The 10,436-nt window shown below is 53.4% G+C and carries 10 protein-coding genes; 4 read left to right on the top strand and 6 right to left on the bottom strand.

The window, feature by feature from the left end; translation table 11 throughout:
• Nucleotides 1-18: 18 nt before the first annotated feature.
• Nucleotides 19-477, bottom strand: a complete 459-nt coding sequence (locus AC07OV_RS17815; protein WP_495092681.1) for an HIT family protein — start codon at nt 475-477, stop codon at nt 19-21.
• Between the two features lie 101 nt (nt 478-578).
• Here AC07OV_RS17815 and AC07OV_RS17810 point away from each other — a divergent pair, with 101 nt between their 5' ends.
• Both AC07OV_RS17810 and AC07OV_RS17805 read left to right on the top strand, forming a co-directional pair.
• Nucleotides 579-1,127 carry a dihydrofolate reductase family protein gene (locus tag AC07OV_RS17810; protein ID WP_495092680.1) on the top strand — a complete coding sequence of 183 codons (549 nt, stop codon included), beginning with the start codon at nt 579-581 and terminating at the stop codon, nt 1,125-1,127.
• A 902-nt stretch (nt 1,128-2,029) separates the two neighbouring features.
• Nucleotides 2,030-2,494, top strand: a complete 465-nt coding sequence (locus tag AC07OV_RS17805; protein ID WP_495092679.1) for a DUF6124 family protein — start codon at nt 2,030-2,032, stop codon at nt 2,492-2,494.
• Between the two features lie 79 nt (nt 2,495-2,573).
• On the opposite strand, the gene AC07OV_RS17800 is transcribed toward AC07OV_RS17805, so the two are convergent.
• The 5 genes from AC07OV_RS17800 to AC07OV_RS17780 all read right to left on the bottom strand — a co-directional run bounded on the left by AC07OV_RS17800 (nt 2,574) and on the right by AC07OV_RS17780 (nt 8,871).
• Nucleotides 2,574-4,073, bottom strand: a complete 1,500-nt coding sequence (locus tag AC07OV_RS17800) for a DUF2326 domain-containing protein (RefSeq protein ID WP_495092678.1) — start codon at nt 4,071-4,073, stop codon at nt 2,574-2,576.
• 280 nt (nt 4,074-4,353) lie between these two features.
• Nucleotides 4,354-4,593, bottom strand: coding sequence for an ABC-three component system middle component 8 (locus tag AC07OV_RS17795; RefSeq protein WP_495092677.1), 240 nt, complete (start codon nt 4,591-4,593; stop codon nt 4,354-4,356).
• On the bottom strand, nt 4,574-5,524 hold the full coding sequence (locus AC07OV_RS17790) for an ABC-three component system protein (RefSeq protein WP_495092676.1): 951 nt from the start codon (nt 5,522-5,524) through the stop codon (nt 4,574-4,576). Before AC07OV_RS17790 ends, AC07OV_RS17795 begins: the two co-directional genes overlap by 20 nt.
• A 239-nt stretch (nt 5,525-5,763) precedes the next feature.
• Nucleotides 5,764-7,152, bottom strand: a complete 1,389-nt coding sequence (gene cysS / locus AC07OV_RS17785) for a cysteine--tRNA ligase (RefSeq protein ID WP_176998841.1) — start codon at nt 7,150-7,152, stop codon at nt 5,764-5,766.
• Between the two features lie 18 nt (nt 7,153-7,170).
• Nucleotides 7,171-8,871 carry a glutamine--tRNA ligase/YqeY domain fusion protein gene (locus tag AC07OV_RS17780; protein ID WP_176998842.1) on the bottom strand — a complete coding sequence of 567 codons (1,701 nt, stop codon included), beginning with the start codon at nt 8,869-8,871 and terminating at the stop codon, nt 7,171-7,173.
• 249 nt (nt 8,872-9,120) lie between these two features.
• Here AC07OV_RS17780 and AC07OV_RS17775 point away from each other — a divergent pair, with 249 nt between their 5' ends.
• Nucleotides 9,121-9,621 (top strand): peptidylprolyl isomerase, encoded by a 501-nt coding sequence (locus AC07OV_RS17775; RefSeq protein ID WP_123717841.1) that lies wholly within the window; start codon nt 9,121-9,123, stop codon nt 9,619-9,621.
• Nucleotides 9,622-9,623: 2 nt separating this feature from the next.
• Nucleotides 9,624-10,376 carry a UDP-2,3-diacylglucosamine diphosphatase gene (gene lpxH, locus AC07OV_RS17770; RefSeq protein ID WP_494996446.1) on the top strand — a complete coding sequence of 251 codons (753 nt, stop codon included), beginning with the start codon at nt 9,624-9,626 and terminating at the stop codon, nt 10,374-10,376.
• Nucleotides 10,377-10,436 lie beyond the last annotated feature (60 nt).

Raw genomic sequence — 10,436 nt, 5'->3', positions numbered from 1 at the left:
TCCTACAGTGGGATTTTGCTAGGCGAAAGATCGGATGTGCGCCGCTAAATCCGCCAACCCGGCATCATCCGCCCGCGCATGGTCATGGGACGAGATATAGCCTTCATAGGCCTCGAAGAACTTGTCCACCTTCGAACTCAACGGTTTGAACGCACTGTCCGACCCGGTGCCGTGCATGGGAAACAACTTCGCGTGCAGGTGATCCACGCCATAACCTTCCAGCATCATCCCGGTACGCGCCACATCGGGAAACGCGCGGTCGATCAGCAACGCAGTCTTCTTGGTCGCCACGATCAACGCCGACAACACTTCATCCGACTGCGCAAACGCATAGCTGCCGTAATGCTGTTTGGGGATTACCACGCTGAAACCCGGGGTATTGGGGAAGATCGAAAGGAAGGCCATGTGCTGGTCGTCTTCCCACAGGATGTGGGCTGGGGAGGTTTTTTTAACGATGCTGCAGAAAATACAATCCATTTTAATCACTGCCATTTTCGTCGTGGGCCGGGTCGGGAAGTTATCTAAAGCTACGATTGGGCGCACGTCAAAACAAATAGGAAAAAGGAGATTCACCCCCCATGGAAATCAAGTGTTCGGTATTTATCGCAGCCAGCGTTGACGGTTTCATTGCACGGCCTGACGGCGACATCGAGTGGCTTCACCGCCCGGAATATGAAATCGCCACCTTGAATGGCGTGACGTATGAACACTTCATTGCCAGCGTCGATGCCTTGGTCATGGGTCGCAAGACGTTGGAGAAAGTCCTGTCCTTTCCCGAGTGGCCTTATGAGGGTTTGCCGGTCATCGCGCTGTCTCGCCAGGCGCTGGAGATTCCCGCGCATCTACAGGGCAAGGTGGAAGTGCTGGCGGCGGATGTGGGCACACTGGTCAAGCAGTTGGCCGAGCGCGGCATGAAGCATCTGTATATCGACGGCGGGCAGACGATCCAGGCGTTTCTTGAGGCGGGCCTGATCGACGAGCTGATCATCACGCGCATTCCGGTGTTGCTGGGGCAAGGCATTGCGTTGTTCGGCGTGATCGGCAGCGAGCACGCGCTTCGCCATCTTGGCACAGAGGTTTCGGCAAACGGCTTTGTGCAGAGCCGCTATGCCATTGCAAAAACCTGAAACCACACACCTGTAGGAGCTGGCTTGCCGGCGATGGCGTACTCTGGGCCGACCAAGATGCTGAGTACATATCCATTTCTGCGGTAACGGCTGCTATGGGTTCCGCCCTTACGGCGGCTCACTTTTGAACAGCCCAAAAGTAAGCAAAAGGCTCTTTCCCCACCACTCGGCACCTCGCTTAGGCTCGGCGTGCCCGAACCCAGGCTTGAATCCGTGGGCCGCCGTCATGGGCCATCCTTGGCCCAGGACGGCTAACCCGGCGTCCTGCCGGGTTACCCACGGATTCAAGCCTGCGTTCGGCCAGCGTGGTTAACGGGGCGCCTAAGATCAAAAGCAGACGCGGCGGCCTTAGAGCCGACCGGTGATGGGTGTCGTGCTCGGCCTACTGTAGGAGCTGGCTTGCCGGCGATGAAAACACCTCGGTGGATCAGGTACACCGAGCAGATGCCATCGCCGGCAAGCCGGCTCCTACAGTGGATCTAGCAAGCCGTTAAAATGATGTGCAAAAAAAGCCCCGAACCGGTCGGGGCGTTTTTTTGTTCACCGTTTACCAATCAAGCCTGATCAGCCAAGCGCCAGGTGGTGCCACCCTTCCCGTCTTCCAACTCCACTCCCATGGCGGCGTATCAGTCACACATGTACTGGCTGACACTCCGCATTCGCGGGCAAGTCGAATCGCCGCACCGCCGCTCCCACATTTAGATTGGGGGGTCACCATTGGTCCGGTGGTGCTGCCCAGCAAAAAAAAGCAGAATTTTCCGACAGCTCTTTAGGGTTGTCCCTCGGAAGATGGCTGCCTAATCTTCGGCGGTCGCTGCAAATTCAGCGACCGGGTTTCGCAGCCCGGTTAAACTCTAGACGCACAGCGTCCACCTCAGATAGCGGGCGCTTTTTTATGCCTGATGTTATGGCGGCTGTGCGCGGGATACCTTCGGGTATGCCGGGTGCCTAGAGTCCCGGTCTGCGAACCTGCGTACAGCTGCCACCCAGGTATCGTTTCGCAGCGATGGGGGCGGCTCCATTACTCTAGGAGCTTTGTCATGATTAAAGACAGTCCAAATCCGCCGCTAGATTCAACCGCATTTCACACCGCCGCTCATCGAGCAATTAACCACTATTTGAATGTATCCGAGAGACCAGAGCCATCTACTCAGGGGACTAATTTGTTTAACGTACGCGAAGGGTTAGACGTCGAGACACTTCTGATCAATGCGTCGGAGGACATTAGCTCTGTTCAGGCGCTCACTAGTCATCTAGCGTTCGAAATCGAAGGCGCTCCACGTGACGTAGCGCTAGGTATTTGTCGAATTCTGGAGGGGATTCATCTCTTGGTAGAGCGCGCACTAGACCACCGTTCGTCTAGATAAGCACATAAAAATTCCACATACAGTCCGGGCGCATCTTTTAACGTTTGTATAGGATCGCCCGATCATCAATAGAAAACTTTCACCAAGTGGGAATATTGAACAACCTACCAGAGGCCCCATCATCATGTAGCACACGAACAACTTCATGATCAGGAAATTTAAACCCCGCAGGAAGGTCAGACTCAATCACCGTCAGTATATATTGAAACCCATTCATACTAGAAGCGGTTCGCACATACTCTATAAACTCAAGTTTCTTCCTATCATCCAACGTCTCCAAACCTCCGTCGTGATAAAGAACGCGAACAAACTTTTCCTCTGAGTACGCAGACATAACAGCCAAATCGAAACCAATACAAAGTATTTTTTTATAACTATGACCGTCACTTTCACCCGTAATAATTCCGTCAGGACCGATGAGCCCTGCAAAATACTCGAGATTCCCTTCGCCATTCTGCTCAGTTGTTATCGCACCGCTCTTATTCAAAATTTCTGAAATACAATCTACAAACACATCTTTAATTTTATTATAAACCTCCCCCTTACCATTTATAACCTTTTCACGATTAACGCGAATCCGCTCCACCGTATTCGTTTTTTCACGAACCAGCTCTCGAGACTCTTCTTCAAGCTTCTTTAAAGACTCACTAAGCTCGAGGCCTTTATTAATCTCCGATATACTTAAATTTATTTCCGCCAACCTACCTGCAACTTCTTTATATTTTGAAAAAATATCATACGAACTCAGATAAGACAGCTTATTCGATCGCTCCGAGTTTAACTCATCTGTTCTACTTGTGACCTCCTCAAGCGTCTGCTCAAGCTCCGAGGTTTGCTGCTGAACAAACTCCTTACGCTCCGAAGTTATCTGGCGATTAAACTCGACCAAATCAGAGTAGGAGCGTTTTATTTGATCACCAAACACCACGCCTGCCTCCTCAAATAACTGAGCAACAGACTCAAGATCAAAGCGCCCACTATCTACCGCTGCAGTTTTTTGAAGCTTCCTAAGTCTTGCAGTCAAATAATATTTGACTCTATTTAGGTCCTCTAATTCAGCATCAATATCCCCAGTCAACTCTTCAATATATTTTTTATCTGACTCATCGAAATTCAGGTTATCCAACTGCCAGCTCAAGCTTTTAGATATTTCAATTTGACTTTGAAGGTGCTGACTTAAAACCTCGCCCTTGTCTCCCTGAGTAGACCCAAGAACTTTTTTCAAATCAGCCAGCTTAACCCCTAGAAGATCTATTTCGTTTCTTAACTCATAATTCCTTACAAGAGCTTGCGCTTGAAATCCAAGTATATGACCTAAATACGGCTTCCAAAACACATGCTGCCCTCGAAACTTATCCAGTTTAAAAACCTCTGTGTAATCTTCTTGAGAACGAAGACAATAAGCTACTGCATCCCTATAATTCCACGCCCCAACAACAGCAAGATCCAAGTAAGACTCCAGCAACGTTTTTGCGATGTTAATGGGTTCATCTTCATAATCCCAAGACACTCCATCACCACGAAAATACTGACGACCTTCGCTGTGCTTCTTAATCGAGATCTTTGTATTTCTCGACACCCCCCTTCTGATAGTTATATAACCACCCGAATTTAAAATTAACTCAATAAAAATACATACTTGGTAAAAACCGCCGGAAACTTAAAAAGAAAAAACTCTGGGCTCCGACCTTTAAGAAGGCAAAAGTCTATTAACTCAGCAAGCTTTGACTTCCCCAGATTATGCGCATCTTTCTGTAAATTTTCGGGATGAAATATCTGACCTAGAACCACATTGAAGCCACTGCAAAAGTCAATCGTCTTAAATTCGCCTTCGAAATTCGAATAAATCCTTGATATTTTCATTTCCCCACATACTCTAAAATGTCATTTCTTGGATGATATTGAACAAGCCCCAATAAAAATAGGAGCTCAAGTGCCCCCTCAAATAAATAAGATGCACGCTTTTCGTGACTTACGAGCTTGCCATATAAATCCGAGTAAGGCTGGACCCTATACTTTCTAAGCACCGACAACAAAAATGCCGACACTGACAATATTGTTAAATCGGGGTGTGCATTCTTATTTGGCAACAGCAGCATGTTCTTCACCAATATCGCAATGATAATACATGTAATATATCATTAGCCTTGTAAGTGGCTTATTCATTCTCAAATCGCCATCACGCTCCAAGAGCAAATCAATTATTTTTTCAAGAACATGCTCAAATTTCTGATCTGGGCTATGAAATACACTTATTTTTGCTGCGAGTTCTTCAGCACTTTGCATGTATAGCTTTTGCAGCTCTTCATTTTCCGGCATAGCAAGAAATTCTTGTACCTGATACATCTCGCCGATTTTCTTCTTGATCACACCACCGTAAGAGTCACTTAGGTTATTGATCTGATTTTTTAGATCAAAACTGACCCTAACAATTCTGCGCGTAGCATCTACGGCCTTGATAGCCTGTAGATTATTTTTTAGGGTTACGATAATTTCAGCCAATTCATCCGGCTCGATATTAAGCGGCATATCAAATGGATTCAGGCCAACAGCTTCAGGGATATGCTTAAATCTTTTGAAGTAGTTCTCAAACTGCTCAACACCGATTAACCCAACACTGGAAGATTCCAAACCAGTCTGAAAAGATATATAGTTGCGTATATTTAAAGCCGCATTAGCCGGCAGCTTCCTATTAGAAAATAGAAAATAGTTTTTAAGTAAATCGCTCTCTATCAACTTAATAATTTTTGGGATTTCACCATCAATTTCCGAGGAGGCGGTTCCAAAAAATTCACCATCTGAAAATTTCTTGTTATATGCAGAAGTATGCTTTGCTTGTATTATCGTCACCCCCGTCCAAGGCTCAGCAATACTTGGATATGAGTTCGCCTTACCTTCAAACCTCGAGTCTCGCCCACCATCTTTCCCATCGGAAAAAGTTTCAGTACCGAACCCAAGCAACTCATAGCAGAGATGGATCACCAATGACTCGAACTGTCCGGGTGACAAATGACTGTACTGAAATCTCACTCACCTACTCCCTGTAAAAAAGGCGGTTTCCAGCCCTTTCCATCTGAATGTTATGAATCACTCATAGCAAGCGAAGAATCATAATGCCATCATCATTACAGAGGCACACCTATCACTGCAAGAGAACCTTGGATATCAGTGGGTAGGCTACATTCGACTCTGGGCATCAAGTACCAAGCTAAAACAGCCAAAAAAAAGCCCCGAACCAGTCGGGGCGTTTTTTGTTCAGCGTTTACCGATCAAGCCTGATCAGCCAAGCGCCAGGTGGTGCCACCCTTCCCGTCTTCCAACACCACGCCCATGGCGGTGAGTTGGTCGCGGATACGGTCGGATTCCGCCCAGTCCTTGTTGGCACGCGCCGTCAGGCGCGCCTGGATCAGCGCATCCACCTCAGCCGCATCCACACGCCCTTCGGCGCCGGCTTGCAGGAAGTCTTCAGGCTTCATTTGCAGAACCCCGAGCACGCTGGCCAGTTCTTTCAGGCGCGCCGCCAAACCTGCCGCTGCGTCGAGATCGCTCTCGCGCAGGCGGTTGATCTCGCGCACCATCTCGAACAGCACCGCGCAGGCTTCCGGGGTGCCGAAGTCGTCGTTCATGACTTCGGTGAAGCGGGCCACGAAGGCTTCGCCGCCGGCAGGCGCTACGCTCGGCAGGCCTTTCAACGCGTGGTAGAAACGCTCCAGGGCGCCTTTCGCGTCCTTGAGGTTGTCTTCCGAGTAGTTGATCGCGCTGCGGTAGTGGCTGGACACCAGCAGGTAGCGCACAACCTCAGGATGGTACTTTTCCAGCACGTCGCGAATGGTGAAGAAGTTGTTCAAGGACTTGGACATCTTCTCGCCATTGATGCGGATCATGCCGCAGTGCATCCAGGCGTTGGCGTAGGTCTTGCCGGTGGCCGCTTCGCTCTGGGCGATTTCGTTTTCGTGGTGCGGGAACTCCAGGTCACTGCCGCCGCCATGAATATCGAAGGTCTCGCCCAGGCAGCAGGTGGACATCACCGAGCATTCGATATGCCAGCCCGGACGGCCCGCGCCCCATGGCGACTCCCAGCTCGGCTCGCCCGGCTTGGTGCCTTTCCACAGCACGAAGTCCAGCGGGTCTTGCTTGGCTTCGTCCACTTCGATACGTGCGCCGATACGCAGGTCTTCGATCTTCTTGCGCGACAGCTTGCCGTAGCCCATGAACTTGGCGACGCGGTAGTACACGTCGCCATTGCCCGGGGCGTAGGCGTACCCTTTGTCGATCAGGGTCTGGATCATGGCGTGCATGCCCGGGATGTGGTCCGTGGCACGCGGTTCCATGTCCGGCTTGAGGATGTTGAGGCGCGCCTCGTCCTCGTGCATCGCGGCGATCATGCGCTCGGTCAGCGCGTCGAACGACTCGCCGTTTTCGTTGGCGCGGTTGATGATCTTGTCGTCGATGTCGGTGATGTTGCGCACGTACGTCAAGTCATAGCCGCTGAAACGCAACCAGCGGGTCACCAGGTCGAAGGCCACCATGCTGCGGCCGTGGCCGATGTGGCAGTAGTCGTACACGGTCATGCCGCACACGTACATGCGCACCTTGTTGCCATCCAGCGGCTTGAAGACTTCTTTGGTCTTGCTGAGTGTGTTGTAGATCGTTAGCACAACGGCTTCCTTAGAGAATCACTGGCCCCACGAATCACGCAAGGTCACGGTACGGTTGAATACCGGGCGACCGGGTTTCGAGTCCTTGATATCTGCGCAGAAGTAACCTTCGCGCTCGAACTGGAAACGGTCTTCCGGCTGTGCTTCGCCCAACGAGGGTTCGGCACGACAACCAGTGAGTACTTGCAGGGAGTCAGGGTTGATGTTGTCGAGGAAGCTGGCGCTGTCTTCGGCCTTCTCAGGGTTCGGCGAACGGAACAGGCGATCGTACAGGCGCACTTCGCACTCGATGCTGGCGGCAGCCGGCACCCAGTGGATCACGCCTTTGACCTTGCGGCCTTCCGGGTTCTTGCCCAGGGTGTCCGGGTCGTACGAGCAACGCAGTTCGACGATGTTGCCATCGGCGTCCTTGATCGCTTCGTCGGCGCGGATCACATAGCTGCCACGCAGGCGCACTTCGCCGGCCGGTTCCAGGCGCTTGTAGCCCTTTGGCGGCTCTTCCATGAAGTCATCGCGGTCGATGTAGATTTCACGGGCGAATGGCAACTTGCGCACGCCGAGTTCTTCTTTCTGCGGATGACGCGGCAGTTCGAGGTTGTCGACCTGGTCTTCCGGGTAGTTGGTGATCACGACTTTCAACGGACGCAGCACGCACATGGCGCGCGGAGCGTTGGCGTCGAGGTCCTGGCGGATGCTGAATTCGAGCATGCCGAAGTCGACCACGCCGTCGGAACGGTTGGTGCCGACCATGTCGCAGAAGTTGCGGATCGACGCCGGGGTGTAGCCACGGCGACGGAAGCCCGACAGCGTGGACATGCGTGGGTCGTCCCAGCCGTGCACGTGCTTCTCGTCAACCAGTTGCTTGAGCTTGCGCTTGCTGGTGATGGTGTAGTTCAGGTTCAGGCGGCTGAACTCGTACTGACGCGGGTGCGCCGGCACCGGCAGGTGCTCCAGGAACCACTCGTACAGCGGGCGATGGCTTTCGAACTCCAGGGTGCAGATGGAATGCGTGATGCCTTCGATGGCGTCCGACTGACCGTGGGTGAAGTCGTAGTTCGGGTAGATGCACCACTTGTCGCCCGTCTGGTGGTGATGGGCGTGGCGGATGCGGTACATGATCGGGTCGCGCAGGTTCATGTTCGGCGAGGCCATGTCGATCTTGGCGCGCAGTACGCGGGCGCCGTCCGGGAACTCGCCGGCGCGCATGCGGGCGAACCAGTCCAGGTTCTCTTCCACTGAACGGTCGCGGAACGGGCTGTTCTTGCCCGGCTCGGTCAAGGTGCCACGGTATTCCTTGGCCTGTTCCGGGCTCAGGTCGTCGACGTAGGCCTTGCCGGCCTTGATCAGTTCGATGGCCCAGTCGTGCAACTGGTCGAAGTATTGCGAGGCATAGCGCACTTCACCGGACCATTCGAAGCCCAGCCACTTCACGTCGCTTTCGATGGCGTCGATGTATTCCTGGTCTTCCTTGGCCGGGTTGGTGTCGTCGAAACGCAGGTGCGTGACGCCACCGAACTCCTGGGCCAGGCCGAAGTTCACACAGATCGACTTGGCGTGGCCGATGTGCAGGTAACCGTTGGGCTCTGGCGGGAAGCGGGTGACGATCTGCGTGTGCTTGCCCGAATCCAGGTCCGCCTGGATGATCGGGCGCAGGAAATTGACCGGGACGGCAGGTCCGGCCTTGGAATTCGAGGTAGGGTCGACAGTGGGCTTGCTCATAGGATCCTTGAACAGACAAGTACGTGGCCGGGCTAGGCCGACAAAACAAAGGCGATATCATAGCCGATGCTGTCAAGCACCTGACAGAGCGAGGCCGAAAACTGCTGCATTTATTGCATGGGCGGTAAAAAACCACCTCGAAATTCCTGCAGGTCACGCTAAACTGCGCGCCTTGGCCGCAGTTTCGCCATACCGGTCGTGGTGCCCCGGGCACCCAAACCCACGAATTCCCTGAAAAGAGTAGTGAACATGACTCAAGTCAAACTGACCACCAACCACGGTGACATCGTCATCGAGCTGAACGCCGAGAAAGCGCCGATCACCGTCGCCAACTTCATCGAGTACGTGAACGCCGGCCACTACGAAAACACCGTTTTCCACCGTGTCATCGGTAACTTCATGATCCAGGGCGGCGGTTTCGAGCCAGGCATGAAAGAAAAGAAAGACAAGCGCCCAAGCATCCAGAACGAAGCGGACAACGGCCTTTCCAACGACAAGTACACCGTCGCCATGGCCCGTACCATGGAGCCGCATTCGGCCTCCGCGCAGTTCTTCATCAACGTTGCCGACAACGCCTTCCTGAACCACAGCGGCAAGAACGTGCAGGGTTGGGGCTACGCGGTATTCGGTAAAGTCACCGAAGGCCAGGACGTCGTCGACAAGATCAAAGGCGTGCAGACCACCGGTAAAGCCGGCCACCAGGACGTTCCGGTAGAAGACGTTATCGTCGAGAAAGCCGAGATCATCTAAGCGTGATCCTGCTTATTTCAGATTTGCATCTGGAAGAGGAACGCCCGGACATTACCCGGGCGTTTCTGGATCTGCTCCACGGTCGCGCCCGTGGTGCCCAGGCGTTGTACATTCTGGGGGACTTCTTTGAAGCCTGGATTGGCGACGACGGCATGACCCCCTTCCAGCGTTCGATTGGCGAGGCTCTGCGTGAGCTGAGCGACAGCGGCACCCCGATTTTCATCATGCACGGCAATCGCGATTTCCTGATCGGCAAGGCGTTCTGCAAAGCCGCAGGTGCCACCTTGCTCAAAGACCCGAGTGTCGTGCAACTCCATGGCGAGCCTGTGCTGTTGATGCACGGCGACAGCCTCTGCACCCGCGACGTCGGCTACATGAAGCTGCGGCGCATCCTGCGCAACCCCATCGTGCTGTTCATCCTGCGTCATCTGCCGCTAAGCACCCGCCACAAGCTGGCGCGCAAGCTGCGCAGTGAAAGCCGTGCGCAGACGCGCATGAAGGCCAACGACATCGTCGATGTGACCCCCGAAGAAGTGCCACGGGTGATGCAACAGTTTGGCGTGCGCACCCTGGTCCACGGCCACACCCACCGCCCCGCCATTCATAAGCTGCAGATTGGCGACCAGGCGGCCAAGCGCATTGTGCTGGGGGATTGGGACAAGCAAGGGTGGGCGTTGCAGGTGGATGAGCAAGGGTTTCAGCTGGCGGCGTTTGACTTCGTCAATCCGCAGCTGGCTTTGCCCCACCCACTGTAGGAGCCGGCTTGCCGGCGATGGCGGTTTGTCAGCTTGCACATAGGCTGACCGGTAGACCGC

The sequence above is a fragment of the Pseudomonas sp. GW821-FHT09A09 genome (assembly GCF_059418405.1).
Note: the sequence above shows the minus strand (reverse complement) of the source record. Positions and strands in the feature narration are given on the sequence as shown.

Excerpts from the sequence above, each read along its gene's own strand:
- AC07OV_RS17780 (WP_176998842.1), bottom strand. The coding sequence starts at position 8,871 with ATGAGCAAGCCCACTGTCGACCCTACCTCGAATTCCAAGGCCGGACCT.
- AC07OV_RS17815 (WP_495092681.1), bottom strand. The coding sequence starts at position 477 with ATGGATTGTATTTTCTGCAGCATCGTTAAAAAAACCTCCCCAGCCCAC.
- AC07OV_RS17805 (WP_495092679.1), top strand. The coding sequence starts at position 2,030 with ATGTTATGGCGGCTGTGCGCGGGATACCTTCGGGTATGCCGGGTGCCT.
- AC07OV_RS17775 (WP_123717841.1), top strand. The coding sequence starts at position 9,121 with ATGACTCAAGTCAAACTGACCACCAACCACGGTGACATCGTCATCGAG.
- AC07OV_RS17810 (WP_495092680.1), top strand. The coding sequence starts at position 579 with ATGGAAATCAAGTGTTCGGTATTTATCGCAGCCAGCGTTGACGGTTTC.
- AC07OV_RS17795 (WP_495092677.1), bottom strand. The coding sequence starts at position 4,593 with ATGCTGCTGTTGCCAAATAAGAATGCACACCCCGATTTAACAATATTG.